Genomic DNA, 15,498 nt, shown 5'->3' with positions numbered 1-15,498 from the left:
CTTGAAAAGCTTTCGCTTATGATTTTCTGTTTTGCAGAGCGATAAACAGGATCAGGACACAACCCCACAGCGCCATGGTCAGGTAACTACTGACGCCCATCAGGTTCAGGCCGCTTTCCAGCATTTGCAGCACGATGAGCGCCAGCACCAGCCCAATCACCCGGCCAAAACCGCCGTCAGGGTTAATGCCGCCAAGCACCGAGGCCAGAATGGTCACCAGCAAATAGGAGTCGCCGTAGCCAGCCTGTGCCGAGTTAAATTTGGACATCATCAGCAGTGCCGCGCCCCACCCCAGCAGAGCTGAAAGCACGTACACCGCGATAGTAACTTTATGCGTGTTGACCCCACTGAACCGCGTCGCCTGCTCGCTGGAACCCATCAGATACAGGCTGCGGCCGAGCGTAGTGTGTTCCAGAAACACCCACAGCAGCAGCGCCACCAGCAGGAATAACACCAGGGCGACCGGGATACCCAGCAGGCTGCCGTTGCTGAGGTACTGAATTACCGGTGGGAAGCCGGAAATGACCGCGCCGTTGGTCAGCAGAATATTCAGCCCGGCGATCAGCGTCATGGTGCCGAGGGTCGCCAGAATTGGTGAAACCCCGATAAAGGCAATCAGCGCGCCATTGAGCACCCCAATCACCAGCGCCACCGCCAGACCCGCAAGCAGCGCCAGCGCGACATATTCCGGCTGGTTCGGATGCGCCACCAGAATCGCCGCCATCACCAGCGAACACGCGTTGGCACCGGCAATGATCGAAAGGTTGATCCCGCCGGTCAGCATGGTAATGCCCATCCCCAGCGCCAGCATGCCCAGAATCGGTAACTGCGAGGAGATCGACTGGAAATTGCCGACGCTGTAAAAGCTGCCACCCAGCGTAAAGGAGAACAGCACGGCAACGGCCACGATGATCAGCAACTGCAAACGGATGATGCGGTCGCCGGGGAAGAATCGGTTTAACGTCGTCATGTCACATCCCCTTCGCCAGTTTGCGTTTTTCGTTCCACGCGGTGCTGCTAATGCTGACCAGAATGATCGCGCCGCTGAACACCTGATGCCAGTAAGATGAAATGCTCAGCAGGGTCATGCCATTTTGCAGGAAGGCCAGCAGCATCACGCCCAGAATGGTGCCGGTTAGCGAGCCGCGCCCGCCGGTCATGCTAGTGCCGCCTAGTACCACCGCCGCCAGCACCGTCAGTTCATAACCGAGCAGGGAATTAGGTGCCACCGACTGGGTAATTTGCGCCTGCACCACGGCAGCAATACCCGCCAGCAATCCCATAAAACCGTAAACGTAAAAATGCAGCCGCAGGATGTTCAGACCGAGACGCGATGCGGCGTCACGGTTGCTGCCCATGGCGTAAATCTGGCGGCCCACGCGGGTGCGATTCATCAGGACGCCGGTAACGATGATCACCCCCAGCAGGCAAAGCAGCGGCAGTGTCAGCCCATAGTCGTAACCGTCGGCGGCGGTGAAGGAGAACCAGCTGATCCCGTTCATAAACCAGTCGGGGAAACCGTACAACCAGGTACCGTTAGTCAGATATACCAGCAAACCGTAAAACAGGTTCAGCGTCGCGATAGTGATAATGATGGCCGGCACGCGCAGCCAGTACACCAGAAAACCGTTGACCAGGCCGAGCAGCAACCCGATTCCCATCGACATGGCAAACGCCAGCGGAAAGCTGCCACCGTGATGAATGATATAGCTCGCCATCACGTACTGCCCGATGGAGGTGACAGCGGGAAAGGAGATGTCGATGCCGCCGGCAATCAGCACCACAAACAGTCCACAGGCCAGAATGCCCAGAATGGCATAGCTGGTGGCGACGTCAGTCAGGTTACCCAGCGTCATAAATTCACTGCTGCTGGCGCTCAGCCCCACCACCAGCAGCAGCACCAGTAATCCCAGCCAGAATTCGTGCTGGGTAAACAGTTTCGATAGCGATTTGTTACCCATTAATCACCTCCGCAATCTGCGCTTCGCTGCTCTGGTGCGGCGCGAACTCCGCTACCAGTTCGCCTTTGCGCATCACCAGCACGCGATGGCTGTTGTAATACGCTTCCGGGATTTCATCGCAAATCATCAGCACCGCCATGCCGGATTCCGCCAGATCGCGGGCAATACGGTAAATGCCTTCTTTATTGGCAATATCCACCCCTACCGTTGGTGAATCGAGGATCAGGATATGGGGCCGCGTCGCCACCCATTTGGCGATGGCGATACGTTGTGCATTGCCGCCGGAGAGCGTTTTAACCGGTAAACTGCTGTCCGGGACTTTAATGTTCAGGTCACGGATCAGGTCTTTAACCACCGCCGCGGCTTTGCGGTGATCCATTAATCCGGTGCCGGTATGCAGCTGGTCGAAAATCGATACCAGCGTGTTGTCATAAATGGATTGATCCATGATGAGCCCCTGCGTCAGCCGGTCTTCCGACACATAGGCGATGCCGTGACGAATGGCGTCGCGGTTAGAGTGGAATTTCACCACCTTGCCGTTAATGCGGATTTCTCCGCTGTCCGGCTGGCTCATGCCAAACAGGCTCAGACAGAGTTCCGTGCGGCCCGAACCGAGCAGGCCGATAATCGACGTGATTTCTCCCTGGCGCAGCGACAGCGATATATTGTGATACTGCCCTTTGCGGCTCAGCCGGCTGATTTCCAGAAGTGGCGTTACATCGGCCGGCGCCCGGTGCGGCAGGTGGCTATAGGTGAAACGCTGCCCGGTCATCAGGAACGCCAGCTCATGGCTGTCGAGTTCACTGGCCGGATAGGTGCCGACCAGTTTGCCATCGCGCATCACGCTGATACGATCGGCCACTTCCATCACTTCATCGAGACGGTGACTGACGAACACCACGCAGATACCGGCGGCTTTGAGTTCATTCACCACCCGCAGCAAACCATTCACCTCGCTGCGGGTCAGTGACGCCGTCGGTTCATCCATAATCACCAGACTGGCGTCAGCAGCGATGGCACGGCATATTGCCACTAACTGGCGGTCAGCGATCGACAGCTTTTCAACTTTACGATCCGGATCCAGAGCAACGCCGACCCGTTGCATCGCCGCCAGCGCTTTTTTGCGCATTGACTCGCGATGTACCCAGAAATCACCGCCCGGTAAATAGCGGTGAATAACGATATTTTCGGCGACTGATAGATTGGGAAATAACGACAAATCCTGATAAATAACCTGAATGCCGTAATAAGAAGAAAGCTGCGGCGTCAGGGTATGAAAGAGTTTTCCGTCCAGCGTGATGGCCGCGCCTTTTTCCGGTTGATAAACCCCGGAAATGACTTTAATTATGGTACTTTTGCCGCAGCCATTCTGCCCGGCCAGACAATGCACTTCACCTTTATTCAGCGTCAGGCTGACATTATCCAGTGCTAATACGCCGGGGAACTTTTTACTAATTTTTTCGAGGCTGATAAAGGCCTCAGCATTGGCAGGGGACGTGCTGAGCGTATTCATCATAGATCCTTAAGCCTGCCCATCCTATTTCCAGCCGGGTGTTGGCGATGTCGCTTATCCGAATCATTTATATCTCATCGAATTTCACTGACTTTCGCCGCGCCTGACGCGAATTATTCAGGGTATATGTTTTCAATTTCTGAGTAGAAGTTCAGATACAGCACAACATACAACGCCGTATCTGTTTCTATTTGCCTGGTGTGGCGCTGGAGAAAAACTATCTCCGTTAAATTAAGGTGTTAAACATTCTGATCAGAAGCCAAGTGATTTCGCATTCTCTGGCGTTACTTCGAGAATTTTATTAAAGCGAATCACTTTCTTTTCTATATCGACGTCGGCTTTGCCCAGACCTTCAATGCTCAGGTCTTTAGTGACTTCTTTACCCTGCAGCAGCTGATCGGCGACCGAAACCAGGGCGTAACCGGCATCTTTTGGATCCCACAGCAGGACTTTTTTGATGTCACCGCGCATCAGATATGGCGCAGCCTGAGCCGGCATAGCGATACCGACAACCGCGATCTTGTTTTTCGCGCGCTTCTGCTGAACCGCCTGACCGGCACCGATCGGACCGAGCGAGCCGAAACCGATAATCCCTTTCAGATCAGGATAGGTTTTCATCAAATCCAGCGTGGTGGAATATGACTTATCAATATTTTCAGCCACTGGCAGGCGTGACGTGACTTCATGCATGTCCGGGTATTTTTCTTTCTGATATTTGATTGCCGCATTGGCCCACGCATTATGTAATGGCACGGTCAAAGAGCCGACATAAATGGCATAACCGCCTTTGCCACCCATATCTTTTGCCAGCTCGTCCATATTGGCTTCCGCATATTTCTGGCTGTCGATGGTTTCGACATCCCACTGACCAATTTGCTGGTCCGGCGATTCATGGGTTAATACCACGATGCCCTGGTCGCGCGCTTTTTTCAGTACCGGCTCCAGTACTTTGGCATCGTTTGGCACCACAATGATGGCGTCAACTTTTTTGGCAATCAGATCTTCAATCACCTTGACCTGCTGCGCCGGATCGGGCGTGGAGGCGCCAACCTGATAGGCGTTAACATCCAGTTTCTGCGCGGCTTCTTTTACGCCGACTTCCATGCGGGTGAACCACGGAATACCGGTAACTTTGGCCACCACGGCGATATCGTAAGGTTTGGCAGCGAATGAGGGTGTTGTGAATAACATGCACGCTGAAACCACACATGCACTGACTAATGCGAGGTTAAATTTCATTTTGGTACCTTTCTGATGAGGTTCTGATATAGGGAACAGACGATTGCTATTTAATTCACGCTCAGAGATTAACTTACGCGTACATCGCTTTTCGCGCAGATGTGATGGAAATGTGATAAACGCCCATAAATGCTAAATTATATAATTTTAAATGTTAAATAAATGTTAATAGATAGAGGATTCTGGCACGATTTAGAGCTTTATGATAGCTTTCACTGCTATTTTGCAACATTAAAACATCTAATTATTAACAATAAAGTTACATATAAAACACCACGCTAAGGGTTTTACGACTGAAAAGTCACCGCGGTGTCTTTTAAATTGCACGGATTGTGAACAGCGTCACGGGAGCAGGCGCAGAGGTTTTGCACTGCCTGTGCAGATGCCCGGGCACGATGAAACCACATCCGCACCAGAGGCAGATCGGGCATGCACGCAGCTATAATTCCTTATGAGCGAGGAGCGGACAGCGCTCAAAGATCAATCTCATACTCAATAGCCTCTTTAATTTTCGCCAGGGCCTCGCTCAGCTGATTCATCGTGACTGAGCCAAGAGCCAGACGAATAGCATGCGGCACACAGTTTGAGGTGCTGAAGGGTTCTGCTGTGGAAACAGAGATATTTTGCTGCATCAATCGGTGAACAAGCCTGTCAGCCCTTACTTCCTGAGGCAGTGATAACCAGATAAAGTAAGCGTTGGCATGGCTTACCCATTCACTGTTCACGAGTATTTTGCGCGTCAGCGCCTGCCGCTGACGCGCGTCCCGTCTTTTCAGCGCCTCAAAGCGTTTAAGTGTGCCATCTTTAATCCAGTCGCAGACAATCGAAACCATGAGGGAGGGAGTATTCCAGGTCGTTGCCCTGATGGCTCGCTCCAGGGCGATTCGCATTTCAGCGGGACACACCACAGCACCGACGCGCAGGCCAGTGGCAACGCTTTTAGCAAAACCGGTAACATAAACGGTTCTTTCAGGCGCATAAGTGGCAAGCGGCGGCGGTGGACGACGGACAAGAAATGCATAGGCCGCGTCTTCGATGATAAGAAGATCGAACGTTCTGGCAATACGGGCCAGCTCCCTGCGCTGGGCATCATTCATAACCCAGCCAAGCGGGTTATGCAGTGTTGGCATGGTATATACCGCGCGCAGGCGCCGGCGTTGGCAGATTTGCCTGAATGCCGTCAGGTCCGGTCCACTGGCATCAGTGGGTATCGCCACCAGTTCCAGATGATAGAGGCTGGCCAGGGCTTTGAAGCCAGGATAGGTCAGAGCATCTACAGCCACCACATCCCCGGGTTTCAGCAGCCCCATAACAGCAACGCTAAGACCGTGCTGCGCGCCATTTACAATCAAAACCTCATCAGCAGACGCGGTCATGCCGGAGGCATTGAGCCATAACGCGATTGTCTCCCTGTCGCTTTGCCTGCCAGCGTGCGGCTGGTAACGCAACAGTGAAGCCAGATCGCCAGATGTGGCCAGCTGTCGCATTGCCTGGCGTAACCGTTCCGCCTGGTCCGGTAGCGTAGGATAGTTGAAGTTCAGATCGAGCACGTCAGACGCCACTGCGTACTGATCCAGACCCAGCCCGGCGGGCAGCGAAATTTCCCTGACAAATGTTCCTCTTCCGGTTTCTCCGCTCACCAGCCCCATGGCTTCCAGCTCAGCGTAAACGCGGGTAGCCGTTGCCAGTGACACGTGCTTTTCAGCCGACAGCGCTCTGTGGGTAGGCAGGCGGGCGCCCGGCAGGAGCGCGCCTGTTCGTATCGCGGAAGCGAATTCATCCACGATGACTTTGTATCGAGCTTTCATGAATTGTATCTATGACAATTATTTGATTGTCCTGAATGCTGGTACTTAGCATGGGGGCTGTCAACGTTATCTGTTAAATCATTTATCGAACTTAATGAGGTCTGTTGTGACAGTTACCAGGGTAAAAAATACACATTCTGGCCTGAAATCAGGTTGGCTGAACGGGCTGACCGGCGTGATCATCTTCAGTGGCTCTTTGCCCGCAACACGCATAGCAGTGCGGGAAATGGATCCCTTTTTTCTGACTTTTTCACGCGCTTCAATTGCCGGTGTACTGGCCATTATGCTGATTCTCTTTTTAAGTCAGGCTCGTCCTCAGCGGCATCAGCTGATTTCTCTGGTTGTCGTTGCTGCAGGTGTAGTGGTTGGTTTTCCTCTTCTGACAGCCATGGCGCTGCAGCACGTTACCTCGGCTCACTCTATTGTCTTCCTCGGTCTGCTACCCATGGCGACGGCTATTTTCGGCGTTGTCAGAGGAGGCGAAAGGCCCAGGCTGGCTTTCTGGATTTTTTCAGTCGCCGGCAGCCTGCTGGTGATGGGATTTGCCCTACTCCAGAAAGGTTCTGTATCAGTAACCGGCGATCTTCTGATGCTGGCTTCCGTGATTGTGTGTGGCCTCGGCTATGCCGAAGGTGCAAAGCTTTCGCGTGAATTGGGAGGATGGCAGGTTATCTGCTGGGCACTGATTATGTCCCTGCCGCTGATGCTTGTTGCCACCCTGGAGACCTTGCCGGAGAACATGGGCGAAATAAGCCTGCAGGCGTGGCTTTCACTGGGATATGTATCGCTGTTCAGTATGCTGATTGGTTTCATTTTCTGGTACAGGGGACTGGCTGCGGGCGGCATCGCCGCTGTGGGACAATTACAGTTGCTGCAGCCATTCTTTGGTCTCGGACTTTCAGCAACGTTACTGTCTGAAACGGTAAGGCCGATGATGATTCTCATAACACTGGGCGTGATCCTGTGTGTCGTTGGCTCGCGCAGGTTTGCAGATTAGTCCTTAGCCTCATGTCGTCTGGATTTACGTAAGTGTCCGCGTTGGGCAAAAAGTGAACCACAATATGCGACGATCAGCCTGATTCTTAATACCGGTACAGTTCATGCTATAAACGATGAAACTTTTCATTCACCGACGATTGAGGGAATTTTCATGTTTGCGGTTGAGGAAATAAAAAAGAAGTATCCTGGCGCAGATGCCTGGCAAATGGGTGACAGTGCGGAACTGGCCAGCAAGCTGGCAGAACTGGTAAAAAAAGGCATCAAAACAGCTTCCTGCGGATCGTTTACCGCTTACCAGCAGGAGGAGTCTGCTCCGAAGATTGGGAGCTATAACATTATTCTTGATGGTCAGAATACCCCGGTCTGTGTGATCAGATTGATTTCACTGCGGCTGGTGCGTTTTTGTGATGTTACAGAAGCGTTTGCCCGCAAAGAAGGTGAAGGCGATTTAAGTCTTGAATTCTGGCAGAAAGAACACCAGCGCTTTTTTAGCCGTGAAGGTCATTTTTCAGAAGATATGGAGTTGATTGCTGAAGAATTTGAAGTGGTAGAAGTGCTGTAAGATCAGGCAAAAGGTCAGCATTTTATCGGCGGCCATCAATAATAATGTCCGCTTTTAGCCTACAGAGGACTTAGCACAAGTCCATTTCTGCTATGAGCGCGAAGCGGTCATCAGCTATTTATCGACAAAAAATGCAGGCTTATAGCATAATGCTTATCAATTGAGAGTAAACAGCAGGCACATTTTTGTAGCGGTGCAATTTATTGCGCGAAGCATTGATGGGCACGGTGCTACTATTAGTAGGCGCGATTAATCGCGCCGCTACGAAATGTGCGGTAAGTGAATTTGGGACTTAACTGAACGGCATTAAGGCTTATAGCATGGTTGCTTATTTATCAACGGGAGCTGGTTTCTATCCATCTGATACTGTGTATCCATCATAAATGCATAGTTAAACCGATTTCAGTAATGCTTTTTCCTGTACAAATCCCATCGCATTTATTGTGTAGCAATAAAGCTTTCTTTTCATATAGTTGGATGGTCAATTTTCGAAACTCAGCAGGTAATCGAATGATCTTAAGTGTTAATCACGTTGGTTTTTCAGTTAAAAACATTGAAGACTCCGTGTTCTTCTGGACTCATATCCTTGGAGGTGAATTAATACGCGAAGGAAAAATGTCTGGACCCATAATCGATGAAGTCACAGGTGCAAGGGGAGCTGATGTACGGATGGCTTTGCTTGAACTGGCTGGTATCAAAATTGAATTACTACAATATAGTAATATAGAGCAGCCAGCAGAACCTTCAGCACCTTATATCCCAGGCTACGCTCACCTTGCTTTTACAGTTGAAGATCTTGATACACTGTTGAGCAAAGCATCGGACTATGGCTGGAAGACGCCGGGTAAACCTCAGACAGTGTTGTCAGGCCCCATGAAGGGAACCAGAGTAATATATTTACAAAGCCCTGATGGTCAGACGCTTGAATTAATGGAGCTTAGTCATTGAAGCCCATAGATTATCATCTGTTATCCTCTAATTAAAAAAGTGACGTTTTCGATGTCCGCTTCTGACACACAGCCGACAACAATCGCTTTACCCGGCAGGCCATAGAAGATCATGAACCGATCTGTTTTGCTAAAACACGGCGATTAGCACTACATCAGCGAGACATGCTTCTGCTGTAAAACCATGCGCAGCTCTTTATCAGGTTCGCCATCAACAATCAGCGTACTGGCCAGCTCCAGATCCCCAATCGCGAAGGCAGAAGCGGAATTGAGTTTCTCTTTTGACACCATGACAACGGTCTCGGCGGCTCTCCCCGCCAGCGCGCGCTTTATGCCAGCCTCTTCATAGTTGCCGGTCGTGAGGCCGGCGGTTTTATGCACGCCGGTAACACCCATGAAAAACAGATCGGCATTGATGCGCGCAGCCGCCTCATGGACAGCCGATCCCACCGCGACCACCGAGTGGCGATAGAGCAGCCCGCCCAGCGTTATCACTTCTACCCGTGGAAAATCCACCAGCGCAACCGCAATACCGGGGCTGTGGGTGATCGCCGTGAAAGCCAGGCCTGCTGGCAGCAACTGCACCAGTTCTGCTGTGGTGGTTCCGCCATCAATAATCACCACCTGACCGGGTTGAATCAGCTTCACCGCCTTTTGCGCCACACACTGTTTGGAACTCATTTGCACGTTTTTGCGTTTTTCAAAGGATGCCAGCGCGGCTGAAACCGGCAGCGCGCCGCCGTGCACACGCTGTAACAATCCTTCAGCGGCCAGTTCCCGCAAATCTCGTCGTATTGAGTCCTCGGATATGCCGAAACGCTGACTGAGCTCACCTGACATCACCTGATTTTCAGCCGCCAGAATCTTCAGAATCTGTTGTTTACGCTGACTCGATAGCATAATTACCCGCTCACGTTTTTTCTTGAATTTGCACGATTATGCATGATAGCGTCTGTTTTGTCATCTTCAGGAGGCAAGCTATGCAGCAGAAAATACGCAATATCCGTGAGCAGCTATTGTCCGATAACTGGTACACCCTGAAAAAATACACCTTCGAACTGCAGCGCCGTGACGGCTCGTGGCAGGAGCAGCAGCGTGAAGCCTATGACCGGGGAAATGGTGCCGTCGTGCTTCTGTACAACCGTCAAAAGCGCAGCGTGGTGCTGACCAGGCAGTTTCGTCTGCCGGTTTTTATTAATGGTCATCACGGTTTTTTGATCGAGGCGGCTGCCGGGCTACTCGATAACGCTTCGCCGGAAACCCGCATTATCGCCGAGGCAGAAGAAGAAACCGGTTACCGGGTGCAGCATATTGAAAAAGTCATGGAAGCGTTTATGAGTCCGGGTTCGGTGACCGAGAAACTCTATTTCTTCATCGCCGAATATGCTGATGACGATCGCCAGAGCAAAGGCGGTGGTCTTGCCCACGAGGGCGAAGATATTGAAGTACTGGAATGGCCTTTGACTCAGGCCCTGAGCGCAATTCGCAGCGGGGAAATTATGGATGCGAAAACCATCATGTTACTGCAATACGTTGCCATGAATGTCCATTTTGAGGAGCCAAAACCATGCTGATCCTGATCGCCGGCCCTGTACGCAGCGGCACCGGAGGAGATACGGTTTTAATTCACGCGAATATGCGGAAATTAGACGAAGCTGCGCTACAGGTTTACCACAAAGGGCATACGCCGGTGATTGGGGAATGGCTGGCATTACCTCTTGCCGCCGCCGCAGGTTCTCAGGCAATCGGTGATGAAATCAGTGAGGCTTATCTTTATCCGGTTGCACATCGGCTGATTCAGCATTGCGACGGGATCTTACGTATGCCGGGCGCGTCGCACGGCGCCGATAACGATATACGGATTGGGCGGGAACTCGGGTTAAAAATTTATACTCACATAGATGAGATTCCGATCGGGTGATTATGCTTTCACTGGATGGCGACGATGCCAGCGCGGCCATTCAGGCTTATGGACATTTGGCTTGTCGCCGTCATTCAAACAAGAGTATTTTTCGCGAATAAAACAAACTCATTGATGCCCGGGAAATATGCCAGTCTTGCTGATCGCTTTTTCTCTGCATCGTCTGATGCAGTGATGCATAACATCAGGCGGCCCTATCCGCAGCAGGCTGACAACGACGTGCCAGCCTGAGTCAGGCATCTGAATTAATGCTATCGTGTCTGGCTTAACGCCTCACAGGCATGACAACGATAATAGGTACCAGGATGGAAACAGGCATGCTCATTCCGTGCACATCCCCTTCCGGCTGCGATTGCGATAATGACAGCGTAGCCACTCGTACAGAGTTCTGGCGCGATCCGTCGCTGGTTTTTGTCGAAAGTCGTCGCGCGTGTCACAGCCGCGCATGTTACAGACCACACAGTCACCCGACCTTTTCAATTGGCGCAGTTGACGCAGGCGGCAGCCTGTTCACAGGCGCATCCGGTGGTCCCTGTTATTTACAACCTGGAATGATGGTTTTTATTCCCGCCGGCGCGGTTCACTCCTGTAATCCATTGCCTCACAAGCACTGGAGCTATCAGATGTTACATATGGATGCCGCGTGGTTAAATGCTTTACTTGCTGAAATGGACGATGTTTCAGGCGGCTTCATCAGTCAGGGTGAAGTTCGGGTGACGAATAATCAAGAGCGCTATCATCGCTTCTGTGAACTGAATAACCTCCTGTTTTCGACTGCCAGTACAGAAGACAAAAATACAGCGCTAATCGAGTTTATTGGCGACAGTAAATATGGCACCGGCCCGGTGAAAGCCTTTCCTGTCATGGCGTCTGACATCAGTCGGGCATTACACAACGTGATTGAAGTATTGCAGCAGGCTGAAAGGCAGCCGTGGGCGCTGTCAGAGCTGGCAAGCCTTTCAGGCATGAGTCGTTATCAGCTCATCAGAGCATTTCGCGCTGCGACTGGCATGACACCGCATGCTTATCAGCTTAATTTGCGCATAAACAAAGCACGTCACTGGCTTCAGTCAGGCTGTGACATTACCGATATCGCTTACCGGCTGGGTTTCGCTGACCAGAGTCATTTTCAGCGCGTATTTAAGGCCCACACTGGCGTAACGCCAGGCTGCTATCGAACCTGAGCAAGTGCAATTTTGTTCAATACAATCCTGCCCGGGAGCTGCACCCTGTTAAAAATTTTTAAGAGGGTAATACCGTGTTGCAGCAATTTCTTATCGTGGCAGCAGCGCATTTTCTGGCGTTGCTGTCGCCCGGCCCGGATTTTTTTCTCGTGGCACGCACCTCAATCAGAGCCGGCTGGCGGCGCGCCGCCAATGTCTGCCTGGGGATAGCCATAGCGAACGGCGTGTTTATACTGGCTGCCTTCAGCGGTATCACGCTTTTCCATCCTGAGAGCATCAGTTTTATCGTTATTCAGCTCGCGGGCTGTGCTTATTTACTCTATGTCGGTCTGCTTTTTATCCGCTTTGCTGGCATGAGCTCATTGTCTGCCTGCAGCGTCAAAACAGCGGAATCAGTAACTCAGCCTGCTGGTGCCTCGAACCATTACCGTGAACTGGGCATGGGTTTTCTCTCCGGAATACTCAATCCCAAGAATGCGCTGTTTTACGTGAGTCTGGCCACGCTTATTGGTGGTGGCGATGCGATGGTGAATGTGAAAGTCGTCTATGGCATATGGATGTTTAGTGTCGTGCTGCTATGGGATTTACTGGTCGCCGCTTTCATTGGCAATCGTCTGGTACTTCAGCACTTTTCCCGGTTATTACCCTGGCTGGAACGTATCTCAGGAATAATGTTGATTGGCCTGGCATTGAGTGTCATCGTGGTTAATTTAATTTCGATAGTCTGACAGACAGTAACGGGTTTCCATTTTTTATTGCACAAACCACTGCCTTTGCTGATGGCAAAGCCACTATCACCTTTTAGATGAAGGCATTATTTATGAGTGATTCTACATCTACATCCATCGGTCTGCTGCTGTTCCCTGCGCTTACGCAGCTTGACCTGACCGGTCCGTTTGAAGTCTTTGCGCGGGCACCAGACACGAAAGTGCATCTCATCTGGAAAAATCTGGAGCTTGTGGTGTCAGACCGGGGGATGGCGATTCAGCCAACCACCACGTTCGACACGTGTCCTGCGCTGGATATCATCTGTATTCCCGGCGGGCCGGGGCAGATAAACCTGATGGAGGATGAAGAAGTCCTTTCGTTTATCCGGGCTCAAAGTAAACAGGCGAAGCTGGTAACGTCGGTATGCACCGGATCGCTTGTGCTCGGCGCGGCCGGGCTTCTGAAGGGATATAAAGCGACGACGCACTGGGCTTCGCTGGATCAGCTGGCGCTATTGGGCGCAGAGCCGGTAAATGAGCGCGTTGTACGCGACCGCAATCGCATAACGGGCGCCGGTGTGACTTCAGGTATCGATTTTGCCCTCAGCGTCGTATCAGAGATGTTCGGACCGAATATCGCGCAAAACATTCAGCTGCATATGGAATATGACCCTGCCCCGCCCTTTGACTGTGGCTCGCCCCGCTCCGCATCTGAAGAACAGCTGAAAAAAGCTCAGCAACAGGTTGCGCCATTTATTGAAAAGCGGCGGCAGGCGACGCTGAAAGCCGCAGCCAGACTACAGAAATAACGGGCCGGCACGGAGCGGACTTTCCCACCGACGAATGCCTCGATGAGCGAAAAACGGACCTACAGGTAAGAGTGAATAGGTTTCGGTCGTCATTAATTTAGTTTGCATTAACGAACACGGCCTTCAGAAATTACACCGTTAAGTGGCTTGCGATGATAGGGTGACAACCTTGCCACATTAAGAGGAAAAACGAATGATTGTAAGAACCTGGCACGGTTGTGTTCCGCTCAAACACGCTGAAGATTTTGCGAAACACCTTGAGAAGACAGGTGTGGAACATTCACGAAGCATTGCCGGGAATATAGGCGCTTATGTGCGCAGAGAAACACAGGGTGACTGGGAGCATTTCTTTCTGGCAACTTACTGGAAGGATCTGCAGTCAGTAAAGACCTTCGCGGGAGAAAATTATCACGTGGCAGTGACGTATCCGGATGACGAACAATTTGAGTTACTTTCCGATCCGTACGTTTTTCAGCACACCGTGGAAACCGTTTTACCGCTTTAGCCCCCTTTCAGGGCGACTTAGCGGTGATCCTGATACGTTTCTAAATTAATATCAGGCGTCAATGTCCGCTTTGCGCGACGAGCGGACATTTCTTTCAGTAGTCACGAGCCGGCAGGCGCACCCCTGGGTTCAGAGGATGAGCAGTGGAATGCCCGCGTTCAGAGTGAGTCCCGGACATGTCCGGCTTATTACATTACTGATATTTCAGAAATGAGGTGATGGTTAAGATTGCCGCCTCGTTCTATATTTCAATAAGGCAATACATACTACTAAGGACATTTGTCATGCTCACGCAACGCACGCTCAAAACAACCTTTGCTCTGATGATTGGTTTCGCCGTTTTTGTTGCACCGGCTTATGCAAACCCTGGCAATGGCAATGGCAATGGCAATGGCAATGGCAATGGCAATGGCAATCACGGTAATAATGGCGCGCACGGAAATAAAGAGCAGGGTTACGCATCGTCGAAAAACGAACATGGACATCGCAAGAACGCCCGGCACCCCGATCATGTTCAATCTGATATCAGCTTCTCTCAGGCACGAGCGCTCGCCGTCAACTATGGCCTGGTAGGCTATCAGTCTCTGCCGCCGGGAATCGCTAAGAAAGTGGCGCGTGGGAAAGCATTGCCACCGGGTATTGCTAAGAAAAATTTGCCAGCATCCATGATAAATGCGCTGCCTCACTACCCCGGCTACGAGTGGCGCGCGGTTGGAGATGATTTAGTGCTTATTGCGTTGAGCACAGCAGTTGTGACCGCCGTGATTAACGGTGTGTTCAACTAACCAAAGACTGCAAGCCCGGCTAAAAGAGAACGCCGGCAAAGTCATCTATACGCAAACAACCTGTTTCCCGAATTGCTTGCAAATCAAACGGATGATGTCCGCTTTTCGCTCAAAGCGGACATCGGTCTGTTCGTCAATTCGTTCTATGGCAAAAGCCGATGTTTACGATTATCCGACTCAAATGCCCCCAGACGAAACTCACATACTGCTGTATTTAGCGGCTATTTACTGAGTGGGAAAAGGTGAATCAAATTAGCGGCCAGGGGATAAATACCTAATGATCGCGTTGAAGCCCTGAGGTCGTCAATGGAGGCGCCTTCTTTCGGCATGCTTCCTCCCCACACCGTAATTCCTTCCGAAAGATGCGACGGGCGCTGCTGGCTTTCGTCACTAATTTCAATAGTTTCACCATTACTTAATGTGATAATCAAAGATGCAACATCCTGTGTTTCGGATGTTCCATTTTCTTTTTTAAGTGTAATTTTCATTAGCATTTTCTCCGTGATGATAATTTATATAACTATAATACCAGGCGTTTGGCTTCCTCGCACGATTATT

General features: G+C 51.3%; 17 protein-coding genes. 10 read left to right on the top strand and 7 right to left on the bottom strand.

Annotation, left to right across the window (positions count from 1 at the left end):
- Nucleotides 1-16: 16 nt before the first annotated feature.
- The 5 genes from C1Y43_RS07375 to C1Y43_RS07355 form a co-directional block, all read right to left on the bottom strand.
- Nucleotides 17-970 (bottom strand): ABC transporter permease, encoded by a 954-nt coding sequence (locus C1Y43_RS07375; RefSeq protein WP_058781969.1) that lies wholly within the window; start codon nucleotides 968-970, stop codon nucleotides 17-19.
- Between the two features lies 1 nt (nucleotide 971).
- Nucleotides 972-1,961 (bottom strand): ABC transporter permease, encoded by a 990-nt coding sequence (locus tag C1Y43_RS07370; protein WP_021508774.1) that lies wholly within the window; start codon nucleotides 1,959-1,961, stop codon nucleotides 972-974.
- On the bottom strand, nucleotides 1,954-3,474 hold the full coding sequence (locus C1Y43_RS07365) for a sugar ABC transporter ATP-binding protein (protein WP_104093492.1): 1,521 nt from the start codon (nucleotides 3,472-3,474) through the stop codon (nucleotides 1,954-1,956). Before C1Y43_RS07365 ends, C1Y43_RS07370 begins: the two co-directional genes overlap by 8 nt.
- 252 nt (nucleotides 3,475-3,726) lie before the next feature.
- Complete coding sequence (locus C1Y43_RS07360) at nucleotides 3,727-4,713, bottom strand: autoinducer 2 ABC transporter substrate-binding protein (RefSeq protein WP_104187688.1); 987 nt, start codon at nucleotides 4,711-4,713, stop codon at nucleotides 3,727-3,729.
- Between the two features lie 473 nt (nucleotides 4,714-5,186).
- Nucleotides 5,187-6,521, bottom strand: coding sequence for a PLP-dependent aminotransferase family protein (locus tag C1Y43_RS07355; protein WP_104187686.1), 1,335 nt, complete (start codon nucleotides 6,519-6,521; stop codon nucleotides 5,187-5,189).
- A gap of 106 nt (nucleotides 6,522-6,627) precedes the next feature.
- Between C1Y43_RS07355 and C1Y43_RS07350 the strand changes: the two genes are divergently transcribed.
- The 3 genes from C1Y43_RS07350 (at nucleotide 6,628) to C1Y43_RS07340 (ending at nucleotide 9,030) form a co-directional block, all read left to right on the top strand.
- The gene (locus tag C1Y43_RS07350; protein ID WP_233209809.1) at nucleotides 6,628-7,518 is read left to right on the top strand and encodes a DMT family transporter; all 891 of its coding nucleotides are present in this window, start codon (nucleotides 6,628-6,630) and stop codon (nucleotides 7,516-7,518) included.
- Nucleotides 7,519-7,671: 153 nt separating this feature from the next.
- The gene (locus C1Y43_RS07345) at nucleotides 7,672-8,082 is read left to right on the top strand and encodes an ASCH domain-containing protein (RefSeq protein WP_058781964.1); all 411 of its coding nucleotides are present in this window, start codon (nucleotides 7,672-7,674) and stop codon (nucleotides 8,080-8,082) included.
- A 510-nt stretch (nucleotides 8,083-8,592) separates the two neighbouring features.
- The gene (locus C1Y43_RS07340) at nucleotides 8,593-9,030 is read left to right on the top strand and encodes a VOC family protein (RefSeq protein WP_104187682.1); all 438 of its coding nucleotides are present in this window, start codon (nucleotides 8,593-8,595) and stop codon (nucleotides 9,028-9,030) included.
- A 149-nt stretch (nucleotides 9,031-9,179) separates the two neighbouring features.
- Here C1Y43_RS07340 and C1Y43_RS07335 read toward each other — a convergent pair whose 3' ends face one another.
- Nucleotides 9,180-9,929, bottom strand: coding sequence for a DeoR/GlpR family DNA-binding transcription regulator (locus C1Y43_RS07335; protein WP_104187680.1), 750 nt, complete (start codon nucleotides 9,927-9,929; stop codon nucleotides 9,180-9,182).
- A gap of 80 nt (nucleotides 9,930-10,009) precedes the next feature.
- Here C1Y43_RS07335 and C1Y43_RS07330 point away from each other — a divergent pair, with 80 nt between their 5' ends.
- The 7 genes from C1Y43_RS07330 to C1Y43_RS07295 all read left to right on the top strand — a co-directional run bounded on the left by C1Y43_RS07330 (nucleotide 10,010) and on the right by C1Y43_RS07295 (nucleotide 14,940).
- On the top strand, nucleotides 10,010-10,603 hold the full coding sequence (locus tag C1Y43_RS07330; RefSeq protein ID WP_104187678.1) for an NUDIX domain-containing protein: 594 nt from the start codon (nucleotides 10,010-10,012) through the stop codon (nucleotides 10,601-10,603).
- A complete protein-coding gene (locus C1Y43_RS07325) occupies nucleotides 10,597-10,950 on the top strand; it encodes an NUDIX hydrolase (protein WP_104187677.1) in 354 nt (117 codons plus the stop codon). The genes C1Y43_RS07330 and C1Y43_RS07325 overlap by 7 nt, the downstream gene beginning before the upstream one ends.
- Nucleotides 10,951-11,231: 281 nt before the next feature.
- Nucleotides 11,232-12,134: an AraC family transcriptional regulator gene (locus C1Y43_RS24090; protein WP_369974297.1), complete on the top strand. Its 903-nt coding sequence runs from the start codon at nucleotides 11,232-11,234 to the stop codon at nucleotides 12,132-12,134.
- A gap of 74 nt (nucleotides 12,135-12,208) precedes the next feature.
- Nucleotides 12,209-12,862, top strand: coding sequence for a LysE family translocator (locus C1Y43_RS07310; protein ID WP_233209808.1), 654 nt, complete (start codon nucleotides 12,209-12,211; stop codon nucleotides 12,860-12,862).
- Nucleotides 12,863-12,954: 92 nt separating this feature from the next.
- Complete coding sequence (locus C1Y43_RS07305) at nucleotides 12,955-13,650, top strand: DJ-1/PfpI family protein (protein WP_104187672.1); 696 nt, start codon at nucleotides 12,955-12,957, stop codon at nucleotides 13,648-13,650.
- A 193-nt stretch (nucleotides 13,651-13,843) separates the two neighbouring features.
- Nucleotides 13,844-14,155 (top strand): hypothetical protein, encoded by a 312-nt coding sequence (locus C1Y43_RS07300; RefSeq protein ID WP_088517478.1) that lies wholly within the window; start codon nucleotides 13,844-13,846, stop codon nucleotides 14,153-14,155.
- A 284-nt stretch (nucleotides 14,156-14,439) separates the two neighbouring features.
- Nucleotides 14,440-14,940, top strand: coding sequence for an anti-virulence regulator CigR family protein (locus tag C1Y43_RS07295; RefSeq protein ID WP_104187671.1), 501 nt, complete (start codon nucleotides 14,440-14,442; stop codon nucleotides 14,938-14,940).
- A 221-nt stretch (nucleotides 14,941-15,161) separates the two neighbouring features.
- Here C1Y43_RS07295 and C1Y43_RS07290 read toward each other — a convergent pair whose 3' ends face one another.
- Nucleotides 15,162-15,428, bottom strand: coding sequence for a hypothetical protein (locus C1Y43_RS07290; RefSeq protein WP_104187669.1), 267 nt, complete (start codon nucleotides 15,426-15,428; stop codon nucleotides 15,162-15,164).
- Nucleotides 15,429-15,498 lie beyond the last annotated feature (70 nt).

This window comes from Pantoea sp. ICBG 828, assembly GCF_002928355.1.
GTDB lineage: Bacteria > Pseudomonadota > Gammaproteobacteria > Enterobacterales > Enterobacteriaceae > Pantoea > Pantoea dispersa.
Note: the sequence above shows the minus strand (reverse complement) of the source record. Positions and strands in the feature narration are given on the sequence as shown.